Genomic DNA, 21,906 nt, shown 5'->3' with positions numbered 1-21,906 from the left:
TTACATCATTTTTAAAAGAAATAAAGAAGTTGATGACAACGCTTTCATTTATAGCAAAAAGAGAAAGGCTCTATCAAGCAAGCCTTTCTCTCTTTTTATTAAGATAATACTTTCATGACATTTTTGACAGATTCAACTGATTTATTCAGCTGTGCTCTTTCATAGTCTGTCAGTTCAAGTTCAATGATTTGCTCAAGACCGTTGCCGCCTACGATTGTAGGAACACCAAGGTAGATGCCTTCATAGCCGTATTCCCCTTCAAGATAAGCAATTGTAGGAAGGACGCGGCGCTGGTCTTTCAAGATCGCTTCAACCATTTCTGTCAGAGAAGCCGCAGGCGCATAATACGCGCTTCCGTTTCCAAGAAGATTTACGATTTCGCCTCCGCCTTTTCTAGTGCGCTCTACAATTGCGTCAATCCGTTCCTTCGGAATGAGAGTTTCAAGCGGGATACCGCCAGCATAAGAATAACGCACAAGCGGCACCATATCGTCACCGTGGCCGCCAAGAACGAAACCAGTCACATCTTTCACTGACAGGTTTAATTCCTCTGCCACAAATGTTCTGAATCTTGCCGTATCAAGCACACCGGACTGGCCGATTACGCGCTCTTTAGGGAAGCCTGATTCTTTGTACACCGCGTATGTCATTGCATCAACAGGATTTGTCAGCACCACAATGATAGAGTCAGGAGAATATTTCACGATTTCTCGTGTAACGCTTCTCATAATTTTTTCGTTTGTAGAGACTAGATCATCTCTGCTCATACCAGGTTTTCTTGCGATACCGGCTGTAATGACAACAATGTCAGAACCCGCTGTATCCTCGTAATTGGATGTGCCCGTAATTTTTGCGTCAAAGCCTTGAACCGGACTTGCCTCAAACATATCAAGCGCTTTTCCCTTTGTCGGGTTCTCCAATTGCGGAATGTCAACAAGAACTACGTCTGCCAGCTCTTTTTGAGCGATTAAAAATGCAGTTGTCGCTCCGGTAAACCCTGCTCCGATAACAGAAACTTTTTTACGAGTATTTCCCATGTCTCTCTTCTCCTTTATGGCTAGTTTTAGGCTGTTTCCTTGCTTAGTCCATGTTTTTAATCAGTTCTTCTCCGAACTCTGAACATTTCACTTCAGTCGCGCCGTCCATTAATCTGGCAAAATCGTAAGTTACGACTTTAGAAGCGATTGTTTTTTCCATAGATTTGATAACCAAATCAGCCGCTTCGTTCCATCCTAAATGCTCAAGAAGCAGAACGCCTGAAAGAATAACTGAAGATGGGTTTACTTTATCAAGGCCTGCATATTTAGGAGCCGTTCCGTGCGTCGCCTCAAAAATCGCATGTCCTGTTTCATAGTTGATGTTCGCTCCAGGAGCAATGCCGATTCCGCCGACTTGCGCAGCAAGAGCATCAGAGATGTAATCTCCGTTCAGGTTCATTGTTGCAACGACATCAAATTCGTTCGGACGCGTTAAAATCTGCTGAAGGAAGATGTCAGCAATGCTGTCTTTGACAATGATTTTGCCTGCTGCTTCCGCTTCGCTTTGCGCTTTGTTGGCAGCGTCTTTTCCTTGTTCTTCAGCAATGCGGTCATATTGAGCCCATGTGAATACTTTTTCGCCGTATTCTCTTTCAGCAAGTTCATAGCCCCAGTTTTTGAAGGCGCCTTCTGTGAACTTCATGATGTTTCCTTTGTGAACTAGGGTTACTGATTTGCGGCCGTGCTCGATCGCATAATCAATGGCTGCTCTGACCAAACGGCTTGTTCCTTCTTCAGAAACAGGCTTAATGCCGATACCTGATGTCTCAGGGAAACGGATTTTGTTGACGTTTAACTCATTTTGCAGGAAGCTGATGAGCTTTTGCACTTCTTCAGAGCCTTTTGCGTACTCGATGCCTGCGTAAATATCTTCTGTATTTTCACGGAAGATGACCATATCAGTATCTTCAGGGCGTTTTACCGGTGACGGCACTCCAGTAAAGTATCTTACAGGTCTTAAGCAGACGAATAGGTCAAGCTCTTGTCTGAGCGCTACGTTCAAAGATCGGATTCCGCCGCCGACAGGTGTCGTTAACGGGCCTTTAATCGCGATGAAATATTCGCGGATCACATCTAATGTTTCAGCAGGCAGCCACTCACCTGTTTTATTATAAGCCTTTTCTCCGGCATAAACTTCTTTCCACGTAATTTTCTTTTCACCTTTGTATGCTTTTTCAACTGCTGCTTCCAACACCTTCGAAGCCGAGTTCCAAATATCAGGACCGGTTCCGTCTCCTTCGATAAACGGGATAATCGGGTTATTTGGTACGTTTAATACTCCGTTAGAAACTGTAATTTTTTCACCTTGTGCCACAATAAAAACCTCCCAGTATGTAATTCATATTTAGAAAACATTTTATTTTTCCTATATAGAAAACAAAATGATTTTTCTCAACATTCAATGTAAAGTGTAAACCACTTTTGATGTTCTGAACAAGAGGCTAACCTCATTAACGCAAGCCAGCCTCCAATGGTTCTTTAGGCTCTTTCTTCAATCGGAACAAATGCTTGTTTATCAGGGCCTGTGTAATCTGCCCGCGGGCGGATCAGTCGATTGTTGTCATACTGCTCAAGAATATGAGCAAGCCAGCCGGACATTCTGCTTATAGCAAAAATCGGTGTGAACAAATCATGGTCAATACCGAGGCTGTGATAAACAGAAGCCGAATAGAAATCAACGTTAGGCGGTAGCTTTTTCTCTGATGTGACGATCTCTTCTACGCGAATCGACATCTCATACCATTTGCTTTCGCCTGTCAGGTTGGTCAGGCGCTTGCTCATTTCTTTCAGATGCTTCGCGCGCGGGTCGCCATGCTTATACACGCGGTGGCCGAATCCCATGATTTTTTCTTTCTTTTCAAGTTTGGCGCGGATGTACGGCTCAGCGTTTTCTACTTCACCGATTTCTGTCAGCATCTTCATCACGCCTTCATTTGCACCGCCGTGAAGAGGACCCTTCAGTGCGCCGATTGCGGCAGTAATGCCTGAATAGATATCAGAAAGTGTTGCGACGCAGACCCTTGCTGTGAACGTTGACGCGTTCAGCTCATGGTCAGCATGTAAAATCAGCGCTTTGTTGAAAGCTTCAACCTCAATTGGCGAAGGCTCTTCACCGTTTAATGTGTAGAGAAAATTCTCGGCAATGCCGTAGTCTTCTCTCGGTTCAACAGGTTCAAGGCCTTTGCGGATTCTGGAAAACGCTGCAACCAAGCCAGGCACCTTTGCCTGAAGGCGGATCGCCTTTCTATAGTTGGCTTCCGGGTTCATGGTATCAGCCTCGCTGTCAAGCAGGCCTAGTAATGAAATTGCTGTCCGAAGAGCAGCCATGGGATGAACATTTTCGAGGGAATAAGATTTGAAGTGCTCAATAATTTCTTGCGGAACGACAGCTTCCTTTGCAAGCTGCTGCTTTAACTCATCAAGCTCCTTTTTGTTCGGCAGCCTTAAATGCCAAAGCAAGTAGATGATTTCTTCAAAACTTGCATTCTCTGTTAAATCATCGATATCATACCCCACATATGTAAGGGTATCGTCAATAATAGAACTAACAGATGATGTTGTTGCTACAACCCCTTCTAGACCGCGTGTCGCTGTCATATATAACATCTCCTTTTCAATAAATTTCCCCTTTAAGAGTGTTGTAAAAACATGAGGCTTACTTAAAAAGCATGATGCAAGTATTTCTCTCCCCCTAAAAGAAAATGCTTACATTTTACTGCCTGCTTCTACTGAAACCCTTTGCTTATGAAAGAACATAACAAATTCTTATAAGCTTATTTAAGTTTAAGCCTATTCTCATTATAAACAATAATCAGACATTTGTTAAATGTTTACCTATAATTTTTTTTTTCGTTCTGTGTTTTCCCCGAAAAAACGCCTTTATTTGCGGGTTTTTGCATATAAAAAAAAGCGGCCTGAGAGCCGCTTTTTTTATGAAGTGAACAGTTTTACGATCTGCATGGCTAAATAAGCAATCCCCGCTCCGATCAGCGGTCCCACCGCAACTCCACCAAAAAGCGCGACTGCAAGAATGGTCCCGATCACAAGAGCAGTTGTAATATGCGGGTCATTTTCCAGCAAGGTCAGGCCGTTTTTGGCAATCAGCGCCACTGCAATTCCTGCTCCCAAGGCGATCCAAGCATAGGAAGACCGTACTGCTTCTCCAAGCTGCTTAAATCCGATTTCTCCCGTGGCAATCGGAACAAGAACAGCGATCGTGATAATGGTCACTCCCCAGTTAATGCCTTTTGACTGCATGGTTGGAAATAATTTCTGGTCAAGTCCAACGATTTTGATGATCAAAAGGACGGATACAGCAAAGAGCAATGATTGGTTTTTTGCGATAAGTGCAATAGCCAAGAGTATAATTAAAAATAAATTCGCTTGTGTAAACACATGCCATCCCTCCTTAAAGATGAATGTATTCATATTCAGCCGGAGCGTGAATACATATAAAAAATAGGACATGCTGACGAGAGGAGGACCGATTTCGTGAATCAATCTTATATAACTATTTTATTCAGAACCCTCTTTGTCATATCAGTTACCGCAGGATCGATAGCTGCGGCCTATTATTCGTTTCCGTTAACTTATCCGTTCCTAATCGCCCTTATTCTCTCATCAGTGATTCATCCTGTTGTTGACTATTTGGACAAAGTGACAGGATTCCCCCGAACGGTAAACGTGCTGGGCGTGCTTGCTCTTTTTCTGCTCGCTGCCTTCGGCGTGCTCACCATTCTTGTAGCGGAAATCGTAACGGGAACAGCCTATCTTGCAAAAACACTGCCACCGCATATCAGCACGTTTATCTCATATTGCGAAAAATTATTTACGACTCATATCCAGCCGCTCTATAACGAACTGACCCTTTTGTTTCAAGAATTGGAGACCAACCAGCAGGCTTCCATCGTTACTCACATCCAGACACTCGGTGATTCCGCCGCTAAAAATGCCGGGCTGCTGCTGTCCCACATTCTAGAAATGATCCCGAGGTTTTTCGCGCTTCTTCCCAATACGGCGGCTGTTCTGATTTTTTCTCTCCTGGCAACATTTTTTATGACAAAGGATTGGCACAAACTGAAAGCGATGCTCGTTTCGATTCTGCCTGATCGGGTTACAGCTAACAGCAAGGCCATAAGCAGCGAATTAAAAAAAGCAATGACCGGTTTTATCAAAGCTCAGGCCGTTCTCGTTTTCATTACGATGGTAATTGTATTTATCGGCCTTTCTCTCTTAAAAGTAGAACATGCTGCAACAATTGCTTTTTTAATCGGGCTTGTTGATCTTCTCCCTTATTTGGGTGCGGGTTCCGTATTTGTGCCGTGGATTTTGTATTTATCGATTACAGGCCAGCTGCCTCAGGCGATCGGAATCGGTGTACTGTACCTCGTCGTTCTGATTCAGCGGCAGCTGACAGAGCCTAAAATACTTAGTAAATCTATCGGGATCGATCCGCTGGCAACGCTCATCGCCCTGTTTGCCGGTTTTAAATTATTCGGGTTTTTAGGATTGATTGCCGGGCCGGCTGTTCTCGTCATCATCCAAGCCTTCATCACAACAGGCGCATTAAAGGAAGTATGGTCCTACATTACTGTTCAACAAAAATAAAACAGCAGCCCATGTTGCATGGCTGCCGTTTTTTATTTGATGATGATCCGCTTGTTCTTCGACATCCCTCTCAGCCATTTGAACAGAATCGGCTTACACCAGCTGCGGGTAAACGGGATAAGCAAACAGGCGCCGGCCAAATCTGATAAAAAGCCCGGAAGCATCAGCAATAGACCGCCAATGAAAATGCACAGGCCGTCAGCAATCGCTTCCCCCGGCATTTTGCCATATTGAAGATCACGCTGAACCTTGTAATATACTTCGGTTCCTTGTTTTTTTGCAGCTGCTGCGCCGATAATGCCCGTCAGAATCATTAAAAGGACCGTCGGCAAAATGCCGATCAGCTTGCCTGAAAATAGGAATATGCCGATTTCTATTGCCGGAAATACAATAAAAAGCAAAAATAAAAATCTCATATCCAAGCCCCCCACACGTGTAACACGCCTCTGTTCAACATTAGGCGAGATAAAGAGAAAAGGAAGGGATTCCCCTTCCGTTTTCACCTGTGATTAAAGAACGCTCGCACGGCCTTGGTAGACTGCGCCTCTGGAAGCGTCAACTGTAATCTCCTGGCCTTCTGTCAAAATAGATGTCGCATTTTCAAGGCCAACGATTACCGGAATGCCAAGGCTTAATCCAACTACCGCAGCATGGCTTGTCAAACCGCCTTCTTCTGTAATAAGGGCAGACGCTTTTTCAAGAGATGCAATCATATCACGGTCAGTGCTTTTTGTAACGAGTACCGCACCGTCAGTCATTTTTTGCTCAGCTTCTTTTGCATTTTGTGCTATGACAACCGGACCGAAAGCTGATTTACGTCCAATGCCTTGGCCTTTAGCGATGATATCGCCGACAGTGTAAACTTTCATTAAGTTCGTAGTGCCAGACTCACCGACAGTGCCTGCTGTAATGACGATTAGATCGCCGTGTTTTACAATTCCGCTGTTCAATGATTTTTGGACAGCATCCTCAAGCATCTCATCCGTTGTGTTCGCATTTTGGCCGCTTTCTGCGAATACGCCTGATACGAGCGCAAGTTTTCTGGAAACAGCATCATTTACAGTAACCGCAACAATCGGCGCCTGTGGACGGTATTTCGCGATCATACGCGCTGTATGGCCGCTTTCAGTCGGTGTTACGATCGCAGCAGCATTCAGGTTAATTGCCGTATGTGCGACAGATTGTCCAATTGCGTCTGTAATCGTCATTCCTACTTGATCTCTGCGTTTTGAAAGAATTTCTTTATAATTTAAAGCTTCTTCAGAACGGGACGCGATGTTGTGCATCGTTTGAACCGCCTCAACCGGATAGCTTCCGGCAGCTGTTTCACCAGAAAGCATGATCGCATCTGAGCCGTCGAAGATCGCGTTTGCAACGTCACTTGCTTCCGCACGAGTCGGACGCGGGTTGCGCTGCATGCTGTCAAGCATTTGTGTCGCTGTAATAACAGGTTTTCCTAGCGCGTTGCATTTTTTGATCAGCTCTTTTTGCACGAGCGGCACTTCTTCAGCTGGAATTTCCACACCTAAGTCTCCGCGTGCAACCATTAAGCCGTCAGATACTTCGAGAATAGCATCGATATTGTCAACGCCCTCTTGGTTTTCGATTTTAGGGATGATTTGAATATCCTGAGCGTTGTGCTCTTCAAGAAGCTCACGGATTTCAAGCACGTCCGTGGAACGGCGAATGAAAGATGGCGCGATAAAGTCTACTCCCTGCTCAATACCGAAAACGATGTCTCTTGCATCTTTTTCAGTGATACCCGGAAGATTGACACTGACGCCCGGTACGTTAACACCTTTTTTATTTTTGAGTGTTCCGTTGTTCAATACTTTTGTTTTGATTTCGCGTTTAGCAGCATCTACATCTAGTACCTCAAGGCCGATAAGTCCGTCATCTAACAGAATCGTTGAACCTTTTTCAACGTCGTCAACTAAACCTTCATATGTGACTGAGATTTTATCTGTTGTTCCCACTACCTCGTCCATTGAAACGATAAGCTCTTTGCCTGTTTCGAGCTCAATGCCGCCGTTTTCCATTGTATGTGTGCGGATTTCAGGACCTTTTGTATCAAGCAGGATACCGATGTTTTTGCCAAGCTTTTTGCTTGCTTCGCGGATATTTTTAATTCTTGCACCGTGCTCCTCAAAATCTCCGTGAGAAAAGTTTAATCGAGCCACGTTCATTCCTGACTCCATTAATTTCGTAAGCATTTCAACACTTTCACTTGCCGGACCGATAGTACAAACAATTTTAGTTTTTCTCATTTGGTTCACTTCCTTCTGAAATCTTCAGCCTTCAGCTGACATTAAATAGACAGTTCTTTTGAAAGCTGATACATGTTTTGCTCAACTGTGTGTTTTGTATCCAGTATTTCTATAATATCATGGTCTACAAGCTTATTGTTTTGTATACCTACACAGCGTCCGCCTTTTCCTTCTAGCAGCAGTTCAACAGCATATGCGCCAAGACGGCTTGCCAGCACGCGGTCAGCAGCGCTTGGAGAACCTCCGCGCTGGATATGGCCCAGTACAGATACCCTAGTTTCAAGATTTGTTTCTTCTTCAATGCGTTTCCCGAACTCAACACCGCTGCCTACACCTTCGGCAACGATAATAATACTGTGTTTCTTGCCGCGTTCGTGGCCGCGTTTTAAGCGGGCAATGATTTCGTGCATGTCATAGTCTGCCTCAGGGATTAAGATTGATTCCGCGCCCCCTGCAAGACCGGCCCACAATGCGATATCACCGGCATGGCGGCCCATTACTTCGATCACATATGTACGTTCATGAGAAGTCGCTGTATCGCGAATCTTATCAATTGCGTCAATTACTGTATTTAAAGCTGTATCGAAACCGATTGTAAAATCAGTGCCCGGAATGTCATTATCAATTGTACCCGGTACACCTACACATGGAAACCCGTGTTCTGTTAATTTTTTCGCACCCATATAGGAACCGTCTCCGCCGATGACAACAAGACCTTCAATACCAAGCTTTTTCAAGTTTTCTATCCCTTTTTCACGGCCTTCAACCGTTTTGAATTCAGGACATCTTGCCGTATAAAGCTTTGTTCCTCCGCGATGTATAATATCGCCTACAGATCCGAGCTCAAGCTTTTCAATCTTTCCGCTGATCAATCCTGCGTATCCGTTGTAAATGCCGTACACTTCAACGTCATGATAAATCGCTTTTCTGACTACTGCGCGAACTGCTGCGTTCATTCCCGGGGAATCCCCGCCGCTCGTTAATACCCCTATACGTTTCATTCTCCATTCACCTCAGCAACATATATGATTAAACATAACATGATCATTGCCCTAAAAACAATGAAAAGGGATCTCCATCCTCCCTATCAAACCTTACCTATTATACAATTAAATAAATTGTTTTTAAATAAAATTTAAAGAATGTCACAAAAAATAAACGTGAGCCAAAGGCTTCACGTTTATTTAGTTTACCCCGATATATTGATCTTCAACCGAGACTTTGCCAATTGCTTTATATTTTTCATAGCGCTGCTGAACTAATTCTTCTTCACTCAGCTTCAGCAAAGTTTTTAACGATTGTTTAAGGGTTTCGTCCATATAGCTAGCCTGCAGCTTTACATCGTGATGCGCTCCGCCTTTTACTTCTTTTATCATATGATCTATAATACCTAATTCTTTTAAATCCGGCGCAGTGATTTTCATTGTTTCGGCTGCTTTTTTAGCAAGACTGGAGTCCTTCCATAAAAGTGCCGCGGCACCTTCCGGAGAAATAACAGAATAAGTAGAGTTTTCCAGCATATGCAAGTGATTGCCTACACCCAGACCAAGGGCTCCGCCGCTTCCACCTTCACCGATGACGATGCAGATAACAGGCACTCGAAGGCCGGCCATCTCAAACAGGTTTTTGGCAATGGCTTCGCTTTGTCCTCTTTCCTCCGCTGCTCGTCCAGGGTATGCTCCCTTCGTATCAATAAAACAGATAATCGGTCGGTTGAATTTGTCAGCCTGTTTCATGAGACGAAGCGCTTTTCGATAGCCTTCAGGGTGAGGCATCCCAAAATTGCGGACTAGGTTTTCTTTCGTGTCTTTGCCGCGCTGATGCCCGATAACCGTTACAGGAAGGCCATGGAACTTCGCAATCCCGCCGACAATGGCTTCATCGTCCCCGTACGCTCTGTCTCCGTGACATTCAAAAAAGTCGGTAAACAGGTGTTCGATATAATCAAGCGTTGTCGGCCGGTCCGCCAGACGCGCGATTTGAACACGGTCCCAAGGCTTCAGATTTTTGTAAATATCATCCTGAAGCTTAGCGAGACGGTCTTCGAGCCGTTCGATTTCAGCACTTAGATCCATATCGGAATCTTGGGTGAATTTTTTTAGTTCGGCGATTTTGGTTTGCAGTTCAATCACCGGTTTTTCAAATTCTAATCTTGCAGCCACTCTATGTCACCTCCTGTTTGATGCATATCCAGCAGATTCTCTAACGTTTTTTTCATATCGTCGCGGTGAATAACCGCATCAAGCTGTCCATGTTTTAATAAAAATTCAGCCGTTTGGAAGTCCTCAGGCAGTTTTTCTCCTATTGTCTGTTCAATAATGCGTCTTCCGGCAAAACCGATTAGCGCGCCAGGCTCAGCGAAATTGTAATCGCCAAGGGATGCAAAGCTTGCTGATACGCCCCCGGTAGTCGGATGCGTCATCACTGAGATAATGAGGCCTTGTTCTTCACTGAACAGTTTTAAGGCAGAGCTTGTCTTAGCCATCTGCATCAAACTTAATACGCCTTCCTGCATTCTAGCGCCGCCTGAAGCCGTAAAAATAATAAACGGAACTTTATCAGCTTTTGCTTTTTCAATCGCAAGCGTGATTTTTTCACCGACGACTGAACCCATGCTGCCCATTCTGAATGAAGAATCCATGACGGCGACAACAGCCGGGTGTCCGCCGATGGTGCCCTTGCCTGTCACAACAGCCTCGTTTAAGGATGTTTTCTCGCGATCTTTTTCAAGCTTTTCCAGATAACCCGGGAAACCAAGCGGGTTTTCCGACACCATTCCCTGATTGAATTCCTCAAAGGATTGTTCATCCATCAAGCTTTCGATACGTTGTTTTGCGTTCATTGGGAAATGATAATCGCAGTTCATGCATACCCGCATATTTTTATCCAACTCTTTAGTGAGCATGATTTTTTTACACTTAGGACATTTTGTCATAATGCCTTCCGGAACATCGTGCTTCGCTTGATCAGACGGTACGGAAGCATACTTTTTCTTTTTCGTGAATATATCCTTTAACAAATGATTACCTCCCTTTTGTGAAGGGTTCTCTTCACCGCATGTCATCAATCAGATAGACTTGCTAATAACTTTACCGAAACTATTGTACTTTTTTTGTCAAACGCTGTCATCCTCAATTCGACAACTTTTTATTCAATGACGTGTTCGGAAAGGTTCGGATGAATTCAGATAAGACATTGAAATAACAGGATTGGCAGCGCATTCAAAAATAATGTTAAACCCGGCTGAAATTTTTTTAAGGCCAACCCCCTAAAAAAATTTCAGCCGCCAGTTTAACTTGAGAACAGCGCGCCGGACTCCGCCAACACGCTGCCATTTTTGGAATGAATTAAAATTATTCACCAATAATCGTAAGTTTTCTCGTTTTTTCTGCGACTTCCTCAGGGTCAACTGTGATTCTTGCAACACCTGTTTCCATCGCCGCTTTTGCCACAGCTTTCGCAACAGCAGGCGCAACACGTTTATCAAACGGTGCAGGGATGACGTAGTCTGCGCTAAGCTCATCTTCTGAAACCAGTGAAGCAATGGCTTCAACTGCTGCGATTTTCATTTCTTCGTTAATGTGAGTGGCGCGAACGTCAAGCGCACCGCGGAAAATACCAGGGAATGCAAGAACATTGTTTACTTGGTTCGGGAAGTCAGAACGGCCCGTTCCAATAACGCTTGCGCCAGCTTCACGCGCATCTTCCGGCATAATTTCCGGATTTGGATTTGCCATCGCAAAGATAATAGGATCTTTTGCCATGCTTTGAACCATTTCTTTTGTTAACGCTCCTGCTACAGACACGCCGATAAATACGTCCGCATCAACGATGACATCTTTCAGAGAACCGTCTTTGCGGTCTTGGTTTGTGAATTTCGCCACTTCATTTTTGACATCGTTCATGCCTTCCGGACGCCCTTCATAAATCGCTCCTTTTGAATCGCACATCACGATGTCACGCACGCCGTAATGGTGAAGAAGCTTGATAATCGCAATACCAGCTGCACCGGCGCCATTTGCGACAACTTTAATGGATGACATGGATTTTCCAGACAGTTTCAGCGCGTTTACAAGACCTGCTACCGTTACAATGGCAGTACCGTGCTGATCATCATGGAAAACCGGGATGTTTGTTTCTTTTTTGAGGCGTTCTTCAATGATAAAGCAGTTTGGCGCTGCAATATCTTCAAGGTTGACGCCGCCAAATGTCGGTTCAAGCAATTTAACAGTTTCAACGATTTTATCAACATCGTTTGTGTTTAAAGCAATCGGGAACGCGTCCACGCCTGCAAAGCTTTTGAATAGAACAGCTTTCCCTTCCATGACAGGAAGCGCGGCTTCAGGGCCGATATTTCCAAGGCCAAGCACAGCTGTACCGTCAGTTACAACTGCTACCATGTTCCCCTTCATTGTATAATCATATACTTTGTTAATGTCTTCATGAATATCCTTACACGGTTCTGCAACACCCGGGGAATATGCTAGACTTAAATCTTTCGCGTTTCTGACTTCTACTTTTGATTTAGACTCAAGTTTCCCTTGATTGACTTTATGCAGGTGTAATGCTTCTTCTCTTAATGACATTCTCCTAAACACTCCTTATGGATATTTTTTGATTCGTATATTGCTGCGTTGATTGCTGCATTCTGCGGAGTTGATCTATCTGAATATTTAAACAGGGTCACATAATTGCTCCAATTGTATAACAAAAAGTGAATCGTTACCACTGTTTTAAAACGACGTTTTTTTGACCCAACAGCTCTTTTAAGCGATATAATACCTGGTGATCCGCATTGATATGAAACGACTCAGGAAGCTTAATTGTCTGTTTCTGCCTTTCATAATAGAGATAAACGCCTGTTTCCCCTTTATGCTCCAGCAAAATGCGCTTAATCTTTGCCAGGATCTCCTGACTGTGCTGACTGCTTTCTATTTTTATATAAACCGATGGCGCTTTTTCTGCATCCATATTTTCTAATAATTCTGCCCGGGACATGATAAACTGGACCTTATCCTGCCTTACTTCACATTTCCCAGCTGTGAACAAAAGAGCGCCTTCTCTTAAAACGGGAGAAAGCTGTCTGAATTGTTCAGGGAAGACTACGGCTTCCATTTCGCCGGTTTCGTCACTGAGCGTTAAAAAAGCCATATTTTGACCTGTTTTCGTCCGAATCGTCTTGATCTTTGACAGCAGAACTCCGAGAGAAAGCTGCCTTTTGACAGCCTGCTGGGCCTGCAGAATGGACACTGCCCCGTGCGCAGCCAGCTGTTTTCGGTAGGCAGAGAGCGGATGATTTGAAAAATAAATGCCGAGCGTCTCTTTTTCAAACGCAAGTAAATCCACAAGCGGAAGCTCCTCCGTCTCCACATACTTCGGCTTAATTGAAAACGATTCATCTAAAAACAATCCCATTTGGTCATCGTCCGCGGCGAATAGCTCAGCATGTTCCAAAGCAACATCAATGGATGCGAGCAGCGTGGCCCGGTTTTGGCCGAATTCGTCCATCGCACCAGAAAAGATAAGTGCTTCAAGCATTTTGCGATTTACGCTTTTTGACGGCACGCGAAAGCAGAAATCGAAAAGATCTTTAAATGGTTTCTCTTTTCTTGCTTTATATATATCTTTTACTGCTGAGACGCCTACACTTTTTATCGCGCGGAGGCTGTATCTGACAGATCCGTCTTCAACTGTAAACGGAAAACTGCTTTTGTTCACTGACGGAGGAAGGATACGAATCCCGCTCCCCTTTGCTTCGTAAAGATATTGAGATATTTTATCCTCATTGCCAATGACGCTTGTCAGCAATCCGCACATAAAATATAACGGATAATGAGCTTTCAAATACGCAAGCTGGCAGCCAATCATGCTGTATGCCACCGCATGGCTTCGGTTAAAGCCATAGTTTGCGAATTTGACGATTAAATCGTAGACTTCATTTGCAGTGTCTACAGAATACTCCTTTTTTAAGCACCCTTCAACAAAATGGCTTCGCTCTCTGTCCAGGATTTCTTTTTTCTTTTTGCTGACCGCCCGTCTCAGCATGTCCGCTTCGCCTAAAGAAAACCCTGCCATGCGGGAAGCAATCATCATAATTTGTTCCTGATACACAATGACGCCATATGTATCGTCCAAGATGCTCCTTAAATCTTCATGAGGATAGTGAACAGGCGCCCGACCGTGTTTACGGTCAATAAATAGCGGAATATTTTCCATCGGACCAGGCCGGTACAGCGCATTGACCGCCACAATATCCTCCAGGCCTGAAGGTTTAAGCCTCTTCAAGACGCTTCTCATCCCTGCAGATTCAAGCTGGAAAATCCCTGTCGTATCCCCTTTTGACAGCAAGGAGAACGTTTTGTCATCACGGTAGGAAATACTTGAAAGATCTATTTTGATGTTTTCTTCTTTTTCGATCATTGAAGTGATGGACTCGATCAGAGTCAGGTTGCGCAAACCTAAGAAATCCATTTTTAAAAGGCCCAAGTCTTCAAGATGATCCATCGCGTATTGCGTCAAATATATCCCTTCATGCCCTTCCTGAATCGGAACAACATCGGTTAATGGCTCTTCACTCAGGACAACGCCTGCTGCGTGTGTTGATGTATGCCTTGGCAGCCCTTCTATTTTTCGGGCAATCGTATAGACTTGCTGAAGCAGGCTTGACTCCCGAAGCCGCTTATCCAGCTGCGGCGACTGCTTTCTCGCCTCATCCAGCGTCATGCCCGGCCTTGCTGGAATGAGTTTTGCAAGCTGATCTGCTTCCTTCGGGCTTACGCCGAATACTCTGCCGACGTCCCGAAGCGCCGCTTTTGCCGCAAGTGTTCCAAAGGTTATAATCTGCGCAACATGTATCGCACCGTATTTCTGCTGAACGTATTGAATGACTTCATCTCTTCTTGTATCCGGGAAGTCAATATCTATATCCGGCATACTGATACGTTCGGGATTTAAAAATCGTTCAAACAGCAGGTGATGTTTAATCGGGTCAACATCTGTGATATACAGCACATAAGCAACTAGAGAGCCTGCCGCAGAACCCCTTCCCGGTCCCGTGACGATCCCTTTTTCATGGGCATGCTTCATAAAATCCCATACGATCAGAAAGTAATCGCTGAATTTCATCCGCTTGATGACACCAAGCTCATATTGAAGGCGGCGAAGATATCGTTCATCAGGCGTGCCAAAACGGCTGCGGAGTCCTGCCATACAGATGTCCGTTAAATAATCATCAGCGGACGTTCCGTTTGGAGTCGGGAAAGACGGGAGACGGGTCTGCCCGAGGCTGACATCAACCCGGCATTGTTCCGCGATCTCAACAGAAGCTTGCAGTGCTTCAGGATGCTCTCGATAAATATTTTGCATTTCTTCGAGCGGTTTCAAATCGAGATCAGGAAGATCTTCGGCGGGTGCATCCGTCAGTTTTTCACCTGCTTTAATCGCTTTCAGACAGCGGTAGGCAGCCTTATCTTCTTTCCTTATGTAATGCACATCGCCTGTCGCCGTTACAGGGATACCCGTTTCTTCAGACAGACGCAGAATCTGCTCAGACAAGGTTTGATGCCCTTTAAAAGGCTGATAGGAGAAATAAAAGGCTCCCTTACCGAATATAGACTGAAATTCAAGTGCGGCTTGAGCGGCCTGTTCAAACAGCCCTTCTTCAAGAAGCATTTCAATATATCCTTTTTCGCCGGGCGTTATTGCGATAATACCTTCTCGATAACTGTGAAGCCATTTCGGCTTTAGCCCGCCTTTTGATTTCGATTGCAGGACGCTGCTGATTTTCAGCAGGTTTTGATAGCCTGTATTTGATTTGGCCAGCAGGACGAGCGGGTAGGCTTCAAGCTCGTTATCATCTGTAAAAACTGAAGCCGTCAAACCGATTATCGGGTTGATTCCTCTCGCCTTGCATGCTTTATAAAATTGAATAGCTCCGTACATGACATGATCATCTGTCAGCGCCAAAGACGCATATCCGAGCCTGTCAGCTTCACTGACGAGCTCTTCCACAGCCGCGGCGCTGTTTAGCAGGCTGTACCCGCTATGCACTTGCAGGTGAACAAAAGACATGCTATCACCTCTTTCTCATTACGATCCATTTCTTTCTTCATTATAAGTCCGGTTTCCAAAAGAAACAAATGTTCTTTTTCGACTACTCATCATACTTGTCCTGAAAGCTCAATATGATATAAAAGGTGAGGTGATAAAGATGGATCAGGAAGCAGGATTTATGGTGAATTTTATTAATAGTTACTTCATTGCGTTAGGGGTGCTGATCGGGGGCGCACTCATTGGAGGGCTCGGAGCATATTTGGCAGGCGAAGCCCCGCTTACGGCGATTACAAAGCTTGCAAACCGGTTAAAAATATGGGCGCTTGTCGCAGCTATCGGAGGCACCTTTGATGCGGTTTACAGCTTTGAACGGGGCATTCTTGAAGGCAATACGAGAGATATTTTTAAACAGCTTCTTTTGATTATCTCGGCCATGGGCGGCGCGCAAAGCGGCTGGCTCATTATTTCATGGCTGACTCAGGAGCATCTTTCTTCATGAGGGTCCCCCAGCATTACAAAAAACCGGGGTGGCAGCGCTTTTTCGCGGGAATGATGTGCGGAGCCGTAATCAGCTGGTTTTTTTTCCTGTTTACTTACGGAACATTCCAAGAGGAGCAGGTCAGCCTCATCGAAAAACAAAAAGAGCATGTAAAAGACTTGAACAATCAAATTTCGATCTATCAGGAAGACCTCCATAAACTGAATGAAGATAATAAAAGAAAACTGCTGATTCAAAGCGTCAGCGTTAAATTGCTGAATGGGGATAAATATAAAATATCGCAGCCGGATAAAACGAAATTCGAGGAGCATGTAAAGGATGATATTTCAGAGGTGATTACAAAAGACATAGAGAGCGTCTATCAAACAAAAGATCTTTTAAAACGGACAATCGAAAATAAAGTGTATATGATCAATGAAAAAAAATACGAGGCAACCGTCAAGGAATTAACGATTTATACAAGATTGACAGTAGAACTTGAGATATCATTCGCCACATAATTATGGATTTTTTTTAAATTCTCCAAACTTCTGTCGCTTTTTCCCATTCTTTTTTATAAACTATATGTGAGGCTTCAAAAGGAAGGAGGAAGGGAAATGGAGGTTTACAGTGACCGTCAGTTAGCAAAAGATCAAGCAGCCCGGCTCAGACAAGGTTTTTCTGCATATGCCGAAACACACTCACTCGCTTCCCTCATCAAAAAAGAACTTCAATCTCACAATCTCCAAGTCTATGAGGACCTTACTGATTTTGGCTGCTGGTTCATCCCCGTCACAGATGAACACTAAGAGAGAGGGTCTCCCCTCTACTCGTGTTCTTTACATAATGTTTCCAGATCAGCTAAAATCCGATCAGCTTCATCCCAACTGTAAATAGAGGCGCCCGAAGCAAGCGGATGCCCTCCGCCGTTATATTTCCGGGCAAGTCCGTTAATGACAGGCCCCTTCGAACGGAATCTGACTCTGATTTGATCGTCTTCTTCTACGAAAAACACCCAAGCGCGAATACCTGAGATATTCCCAAGCGTCCCGACAAGCTGCGACGCTTCTGAAGCCGTTGTGCCGAACTTTTCAAGCGTATCTTTTTTGATAAAAACAGAAGCGGCACCGTTTTCGGACAATGACACATTTTGAAAGATATAGCCGTTAAGCTTCACCACATTCAGTTTTGTTTCATACAATTGATTAAACAACTCTGAGGAAGAGAATGGATACTGAATGAGCTCGCCTGCATATTTTAATGTTTTTTCCGTTGTATTCGGAAATAAGAAGCGCCCGGTATCTCCGACAATGCCGGCGTAGATGAGCTCTGCCGCTTTCGTATTCAGCTTCCAGCCGTGCTCTTTTCCTTCTAAATACAGCTCGTAAATCATTTCACTTACTGAGCTGGCGCTTGTATCGACCCAGAGAAGGTCACCGTATGGATCTTCGTTCGGATGGTGGTCGATTTTCATCAGTTTGGCGCCTGAAGGATAACGCTGATCGTCGATTCTTTCCTGATTTGCCGTATCGCAGACAATGACAAGTGCGCCTTCATATGTTTCATTGTCCACCTCATCAAGGGAATATAAGAAAGAGAGGGACGGTTCAGGCGTGCCGACCGCAAAAATATTTTTTTCAGGATATGTTTCACGCAGGATTTCTGTAAGTCCGCACTGTGATCCGTAGGCATCCGGATCAGGACGCACATGTCTATGTAAGATAATCGTGTCATATAATGATATGGTTCTGATCAGTTCTGTTTTCATTTGATACTCCTTTATTGTTTTTATTTATTAAATCACATTCTCTGCCGACGGAAAAGAAAAATAACGTCAAAACCAAGCCCGTTTTTGTATAGAATGGGTTTGTAAACTTTTACGATGGAGGATTTCATTTATGCTGGTTCTTGTTTTTTTGATTGGGCTTTCAGCCTGCTTTTATGTGTACTATAAAGTAAAAGGCGTTCGGGCTAAGCAATCTTTGGAGAAAGAAATCTGTTCAGCAAAATCAAGCATGGCCTTAGGGTCACTGGTCCTGTTCTACGGGCTCAACCAAATGATATTATTTCATTCTGTATTAACGTTAGTAATTGGCGGTATCTTTATCGTCATAGGAGCAGGAAGCGCTTGGGCAGGTTATAAAGCCTACAGGCATTACTATCCCCTTCACGCCAAAGAAGCTGAAAGAGATCACGCGTAAGGGGCGCCTGAAACGTCCCTTAGCTTCTTTCCATCAGCTGAACCATCAGCATCGCTTTTGACACGATATGGCCTTGGCTGTGCACTTCAACTTCCATTTTTCCGAACTTTCGGCCAGCCTCCAAAATGCGCGGTTTGACTTCGATGACCGACTCCATCTGCACAGGCTTCAAAAAGAAAATGGTGATGCTTTCGATTACGAGCTCGCCGCGTTTTTTCGAGCGCAAAAACCGGTTTGCCGCTTGCGTCAAAATGGTCGTAAACACACCATAAGAAATTGTTCCGAGCTGGTTTGTCATCTGCGGCGTGACTTCATACTCGTAAACCGTTTGATCCTCTTTATCATCACCCTCATCTTTAAATCCCCTTGAAACGATATCATCAAGCTTCTCCCCAACCTGCGGCTGCTTTTGAATCATTTGAAGCGCTTTTAACACGTCTTGGCGGCTGATCATGCCGATCAGTTTTTGGTGGCCGTCAGTGACGGGAAGCACTTCGATCCCTTCCCATACCATCATTTGCGCAGCTGAGGCGACAGATGTTTTCCCAATAACCGTAACGGGATTTTTAGTCATGACCTTTTCGATAGGTGCGTTTCGGTCATGGCCAGCAATATCTTTTGATGTCAGGATGCCGTGGATTTTCATCTGATCATCGACAACCGGGAACCGGCCGTGCCCCGTTTCAAAGTTTTTCTCATACCATTTTTCAAGTTTATCCTTAGGCGAAAGATATACCGTACGGTCAGCCGGCGTTAAGATGTCCTCCACCAGGACAATTTCTTTTTTGATCAGCTGGTCATAAATCGCCCGGTTGATCATTGCGGCGACTGTAAAGGTGTCATAGCTTGTGGATAAAATCGGCAGCTCAAGCTCATCTGCCAGCTGCACAATGCTGTCATCCGTGTTAAAGCCTCCAGTCACCAATACAGCCGCGCCCGCTTCGAGCGCCTGTCTGTGTGCGTTGATTCTGTTTCCGACAATCAAAAGATTGCCCGCTGCGGTGTAACGCATCATCGCGTCCAGCTCCATCGCGCCGATGACAAATTTATTCAATGTCTTATGGAGTCCAGCCCGGCCTCCGAGCACCTGTCCGTCTATAACATTTACGACCTCTGCATATGTAAGCTTTTCAATATTCTCTTTTTTCTTTTGTTCAATCCTGATTGTGCCCACACGTTCAATCGTGCTGACAAACCCTTTATTCTCTGCTTCCTTGATCGCTCTGTACGCGGTCCCTTCGCTTACTTTCATTTCCTTTGCAATTCTTCGCACAGAAATTTTTTCACCGACAGGCAGTGAATCAATATACGTTAAAATTTGTTCATGCTTCGTTGCCAAGCGTTTCACCTCTAAGGACAGTCTTCTGTTTTTATTATAAGGTTTCGAAGGATTTATACGCAATGAGCGGAGAAAATAAAAAACATCCCCTGAGAAATCAGGAGATGTTTTCACCCGTTTAAAGCTCGATCGTCTCACCGACCGCCATGACTTTACCGACTCCGCCCGGCAGGCTGTCAGCGAAGGCCTCAGGGTCTTGTTCGATGACCGGGAATGTATTGTAATGCACCGGCACGACCTGTTTTGCGCGCAGCCATTCAGCGGCAAGCTTGGCGTCTTCAGGCCCCATCGTAAAGTTATCGCCAATCGGCAGGAAGGCAATGTCAATATGATTCAATTCGCCAATAAGTTTCATATCAGAGAAAAGAGCCGTATCGCCCGCGTGGAAAATCGTTTTATCTTCTACTGTCAGCAAAATACCGGCTGGCATGCCTGTGTAAGTGATCGTTTTGTTTTCTTCATCTGTGATAGCTGATCCGTGAAAGGCCTGTGTGAGCTTCACTTTTCCAAAATCGAACTGGCGGGAGCCGCCGATGTGCATTGGATGAACATTCAAGCCTTTCCAGCCTAGGTACACGGCGAGCTCGTTCGGAGCTACAACCAGCGCGTTGTTTTGCTTGGCAATTTGCTCAGTGTCACCGACATGGTCATTGTGGCCGTGCGTTAATAAGATGACGTCTGCTTTTACATCCTCCGGCTTTATATCTGTTAACGAATTCCCTGTCAAAAACGGGTCAAATATAATATGATGATCCTTCGTTTCCACTGTGATTACAGAATGTCCGTGATATGTCACTTTCATTTCTTTCACCTCGTCACGTTATTTTGTTTTTTTATTTTCCCTTTTTATAAAGCTGAAAAACTTATGTTGTTTGATTCTTATTAATGACATTGAGGCCTCCAGTGGCTTCAATGACAGTCCCTGTCACAAGGTCTGAGTTCTCCTCACACAAGAAAGCGATAATCCGGGCAATATCCTCGCCTGTGCCGGATCTTCCTATCGGCGTTTTTTCTTTGCCGATTCGCTTTCTGGCTTCCTCTATTGATGCTTCCTTCATGTCGCCGACAATGTCACCCGGGCAAACCATGTTGGCGGTTATGCCGAATTCGGCTTCTTCAAAGGCAATTGTCTTCGTTAAAGAAGCCAAACCCACTTTCGCAGCGCCAAATGCCGACCGGTGAAGCCATCCGGGCGCGTGCGCCGCACCTTGGAATCCGTACGTGATAATGCGTCCGAATTGCTGTTTTCTCATAATAGGAATAACCGCTTTGAATAAATGAAAGACGGCGCTTAAATTACCTTCCAGCATGCCGTACCATTCATCATCAGTATAATCGGCTAACTTTTTACGTTCAAATATGTAGGGTCCCGCGTTGTTAATCAAAAAGTCGATCCTTCCGAAGCGGTTTAAGGCAGCCTCTGCAATACGCAGCAGATCTTCTTTTTTGGTGACATCACCTTTTACAAATTGCAGCCGGTCAAGACAATCAGGACAGGCTTCCTTCAGACGGCTGACAGCCTCCTCATCCTGCCTGTAATTGACTGTTACTGAATACCCCTTTGCAAGCAACGTCTCAGTCACTTTGCGGCCTAAACCCTTCGAACCGGCAGTAATTAAAGCATGTCGCACATGAATACCTCCCAAAGCAACGTCGCCGCTTTCAATAAAGTGTTTCTTCTTCTACTTTACTATAAAAGGCCTTCAATATCACTTTTTACACTTGGACATACAAAAAAAGCTGCCTGTACAGACAGCTTATTCAGCAGAAGATGAAGGCTCCTGATCATGCATATCGACATAACCGCTTTGATATGCTTCTGAAATGAGCCTTGTTGTCTCCTGGCTTTCTTGTTCATCATATATATAGCGTTCCGGTTCTTTTTTCATTCTTCTGCCTCCCATCATTATAGAGGTAGGTTGGC

21 protein-coding genes are annotated in these 21,906 nt (G+C 44.6%); 5 read left to right on the top strand and 16 right to left on the bottom strand.

The window, feature by feature from the left end; all coding sequences use genetic code 11:
- Positions 1-98: 98 nt before the first annotated feature.
- The 4 genes from mdh to AC0DBE_RS00685 all read right to left on the bottom strand — a co-directional run bounded on the left by mdh (position 99) and on the right by AC0DBE_RS00685 (position 4,433).
- Entirely contained in the window at positions 99-1,037 is a 939-nt protein-coding gene (gene mdh, locus AC0DBE_RS00700; RefSeq protein WP_003223559.1) for a malate dehydrogenase, read from the bottom strand.
- Positions 1,038-1,080: 43 nt separating this feature from the next.
- The gene (gene icd, locus AC0DBE_RS00695) at positions 1,081-2,352 is read right to left on the bottom strand and encodes an NADP-dependent isocitrate dehydrogenase (RefSeq protein ID WP_003223557.1); all 1,272 of its coding nucleotides are present in this window, start codon (positions 2,350-2,352) and stop codon (positions 1,081-1,083) included.
- A 164-nt stretch (positions 2,353-2,516) separates the two neighbouring features.
- On the bottom strand, positions 2,517-3,635 hold the full coding sequence (gene citZ, locus AC0DBE_RS00690; protein WP_014114751.1) for a citrate synthase: 1,119 nt from the start codon (positions 3,633-3,635) through the stop codon (positions 2,517-2,519).
- A gap of 333 nt (positions 3,636-3,968) precedes the next feature.
- Complete coding sequence (locus AC0DBE_RS00685; RefSeq protein WP_472960752.1) at positions 3,969-4,433, bottom strand: DUF441 domain-containing protein; 465 nt, start codon at positions 4,431-4,433, stop codon at positions 3,969-3,971.
- A 96-nt stretch (positions 4,434-4,529) separates the two neighbouring features.
- On the opposite strand from AC0DBE_RS00685, the gene ytvI reads away from it, so the two are divergent.
- Positions 4,530-5,645: a sporulation integral membrane protein YtvI gene (gene ytvI, locus AC0DBE_RS00680; RefSeq protein WP_014114753.1), complete on the top strand. Its 1,116-nt coding sequence runs from the start codon at positions 4,530-4,532 to the stop codon at positions 5,643-5,645.
- Between the two features lie 32 nt (positions 5,646-5,677).
- On the opposite strand, the gene AC0DBE_RS00675 is transcribed toward ytvI, so the two are convergent.
- From AC0DBE_RS00675 to dnaE, 7 genes are all read right to left on the bottom strand, one after another.
- Positions 5,678-6,061 (bottom strand): FxsA family protein, encoded by a 384-nt coding sequence (locus AC0DBE_RS00675; protein WP_003237784.1) that lies wholly within the window; start codon positions 6,059-6,061, stop codon positions 5,678-5,680.
- A 93-nt stretch (positions 6,062-6,154) separates the two neighbouring features.
- Entirely contained in the window at positions 6,155-7,912 is a 1,758-nt protein-coding gene (gene pyk / locus AC0DBE_RS00670; protein WP_041521039.1) for a pyruvate kinase, read from the bottom strand.
- A gap of 41 nt (positions 7,913-7,953) precedes the next feature.
- Positions 7,954-8,913, bottom strand: coding sequence for a 6-phosphofructokinase (gene pfkA, locus AC0DBE_RS00665; protein WP_003223547.1), 960 nt, complete (start codon positions 8,911-8,913; stop codon positions 7,954-7,956).
- A gap of 183 nt (positions 8,914-9,096) precedes the next feature.
- The gene (gene accA, locus AC0DBE_RS00660; protein WP_014114756.1) at positions 9,097-10,074 is read right to left on the bottom strand and encodes an acetyl-CoA carboxylase carboxyl transferase subunit alpha; all 978 of its coding nucleotides are present in this window, start codon (positions 10,072-10,074) and stop codon (positions 9,097-9,099) included.
- Complete coding sequence (gene accD, locus AC0DBE_RS00655) at positions 10,059-10,931, bottom strand: acetyl-CoA carboxylase, carboxyltransferase subunit beta (protein ID WP_014114757.1); 873 nt, start codon at positions 10,929-10,931, stop codon at positions 10,059-10,061. The genes accA and accD overlap by 16 nt, the downstream gene beginning before the upstream one ends.
- Positions 10,932-11,265: 334 nt before the next feature.
- Positions 11,266-12,498 (bottom strand): NADP-dependent malic enzyme, encoded by a 1,233-nt coding sequence (gene ystJ, locus AC0DBE_RS00650; RefSeq protein WP_003223541.1) that lies wholly within the window; start codon positions 12,496-12,498, stop codon positions 11,266-11,268.
- Between the two features lie 136 nt (positions 12,499-12,634).
- Complete coding sequence (gene dnaE / locus AC0DBE_RS00645) at positions 12,635-15,982, bottom strand: DNA polymerase III subunit alpha (protein ID WP_472960751.1); 3,348 nt, start codon at positions 15,980-15,982, stop codon at positions 12,635-12,637.
- Between the two features lie 139 nt (positions 15,983-16,121).
- Between dnaE and ytrH the strand changes: the two genes are divergently transcribed.
- From ytrH to AC0DBE_RS00630, 3 genes are all read left to right on the top strand, one after another.
- Positions 16,122-16,463 (top strand): sporulation membrane protein YtrH, encoded by a 342-nt coding sequence (gene ytrH, locus AC0DBE_RS00640; RefSeq protein WP_003223537.1) that lies wholly within the window; start codon positions 16,122-16,124, stop codon positions 16,461-16,463.
- Positions 16,460-16,963 (top strand): sporulation membrane protein YtrI, encoded by a 504-nt coding sequence (ytrI, locus tag AC0DBE_RS00635; protein WP_003223535.1) that lies wholly within the window; start codon positions 16,460-16,462, stop codon positions 16,961-16,963. The genes ytrH and ytrI overlap by 4 nt, the downstream gene beginning before the upstream one ends.
- Positions 16,964-17,059: 96 nt before the next feature.
- Entirely contained in the window at positions 17,060-17,251 is a 192-nt protein-coding gene (locus AC0DBE_RS00630; RefSeq protein ID WP_003223533.1) for a YtzJ family protein, read from the top strand.
- Positions 17,252-17,268: 17 nt separating this feature from the next.
- On the opposite strand, the gene nrnA is transcribed toward AC0DBE_RS00630, so the two are convergent.
- On the bottom strand, positions 17,269-18,210 hold the full coding sequence (gene nrnA / locus AC0DBE_RS00625) for a bifunctional oligoribonuclease/PAP phosphatase NrnA (RefSeq protein WP_061186757.1): 942 nt from the start codon (positions 18,208-18,210) through the stop codon (positions 17,269-17,271).
- A 130-nt stretch (positions 18,211-18,340) separates the two neighbouring features.
- Between nrnA and AC0DBE_RS00620 the strand changes: the two genes are divergently transcribed.
- The gene (locus AC0DBE_RS00620; protein ID WP_003223529.1) at positions 18,341-18,643 is read left to right on the top strand and encodes a YtpI family protein; all 303 of its coding nucleotides are present in this window, start codon (positions 18,341-18,343) and stop codon (positions 18,641-18,643) included.
- A 19-nt stretch (positions 18,644-18,662) separates the two neighbouring features.
- Here AC0DBE_RS00620 and AC0DBE_RS00615 read toward each other — a convergent pair whose 3' ends face one another.
- The 4 genes from AC0DBE_RS00615 to AC0DBE_RS00600 form a co-directional block, all read right to left on the bottom strand.
- On the bottom strand, positions 18,663-19,982 hold the full coding sequence (locus AC0DBE_RS00615) for a CBS domain-containing protein (RefSeq protein ID WP_014114761.1): 1,320 nt from the start codon (positions 19,980-19,982) through the stop codon (positions 18,663-18,665).
- A gap of 118 nt (positions 19,983-20,100) precedes the next feature.
- Positions 20,101-20,784, bottom strand: coding sequence for a metal-dependent hydrolase (locus tag AC0DBE_RS00610; protein ID WP_014114762.1), 684 nt, complete (start codon positions 20,782-20,784; stop codon positions 20,101-20,103).
- 61 nt (positions 20,785-20,845) lie between these two features.
- Positions 20,846-21,613, bottom strand: coding sequence for an SDR family oxidoreductase (locus tag AC0DBE_RS00605; protein ID WP_014114763.1), 768 nt, complete (start codon positions 21,611-21,613; stop codon positions 20,846-20,848).
- 126 nt (positions 21,614-21,739) lie between these two features.
- The gene (locus tag AC0DBE_RS00600; protein ID WP_003223517.1) at positions 21,740-21,871 is read right to left on the bottom strand and encodes a hypothetical protein; all 132 of its coding nucleotides are present in this window, start codon (positions 21,869-21,871) and stop codon (positions 21,740-21,742) included.
- Between the last annotated feature and the right edge of the window lie 35 nt (positions 21,872-21,906).

The organism is Bacillus sp. VA15 (assembly GCF_055721145.1).
Note: the sequence above shows the minus strand (reverse complement) of the source record. Positions and strands in the feature narration are given on the sequence as shown.